The following is a 1,032-nucleotide window of genomic DNA, read 5'->3' as shown; positions in this document are numbered from 1 at the left end:
GACGGCACCCCGACGCTTGCGGTCGCGGACCCCGGCCTCACCCTGGCGGGTGCGGCCCGCGCCTACTGGGGCGCGGCCTGGGACGACTGGTCGCGGAACTGGCACAAGAGAGCCCTGAAAGCCACCGAATGGAGTCTTCACGACTGGTCGCGGACGCAGCCCGACGGTCAACGGCTCCCCGACATCCGCACGGACCAGGTCGACAGCCTCATGGCGATCTTCCAGGACCCGGAGCGCAAAGTGGCCGTGCTGGGAGGGCCGTCCGGCTCAGGGAAGAGCTGCATTGCCCGCTGCACGGCACGGTCGCTCGCCGAGACCGGCCGGCGCGTGGTCGTTCTCGTCCCCGATGACCGGGCGTTCCCGAGCGGCGACGTCCTCGCCGAAGTCGTGCGGCACGCCCTCGGCAGTCTCGAACCCCTGGACCAGCCGGAGACCGGCTGCCCCGTCGTCATCCTCGATGCCATCCGGCCGATGGGCGAAACGGACGTCGACCGCGTGCTGCCCGCAGTGTCGGCGGAGCTCGGCGTCAGCGTGCTTGCCTGCCTGGGGTACGACATCAACTCGTTCCACGAGTGGCAGGCGGCGAACCTCACCGTCGTGCCGTCCATCGTCCGCGCCACCGCCCTTCTCGACCTGGCCGGCCGCGCCCGGGAAATCCACGGGGACAAGGTCGCCGGCAACCCGCGCTTCGTCGAGGCCCTGGCGCGCCGCTTCCCTCACGACCTCGCCGGATTCGTCAAGGGCCTGTGCGACTACCGCGGCGGGAACGACAGGCCCGAGCGCCTCGGGGAGGAGCTGCGGCAGGCTTTCACCGAGAATCTGGGGGCCGACGCACAGGACTTGGCTGCCGTCGTCGCGGCCGTATCCCTGCTCGGCGGGAACGTGAGCGTTCCCGAAAAAGAGCGTTCCGACCTCTGCAAGATCGGTGCCGCTCCGGACGGAGCCCCCGACCGGCTCCGTTTTCCGAGCCCCACCGACTGCCGCACGATCCTGGACGCCTACACCGAGGCCGTCCACCCTGACAAGGCCACC

Annotated in this window: 1 pseudogene; it reads left to right on the top strand. The window is 70.6% G+C overall.

What is annotated here, in order from left to right:
- Positions 1-1,032 (top strand): annotated as a pseudogene (locus AB0E98_RS33965) (hypothetical protein); the annotation flags it as partial.

The sequence above is a fragment of the Streptomyces sp. NPDC037389 genome (genome assembly GCF_040636475.1).
GTDB classification, from domain to species: Bacteria; Actinomycetota; Actinomycetes; order Streptomycetales; family Streptomycetaceae; genus Streptomyces; species Streptomyces hesseae.
Note: the sequence above shows the minus strand (reverse complement) of the source record. Positions and strands in the feature narration are given on the sequence as shown.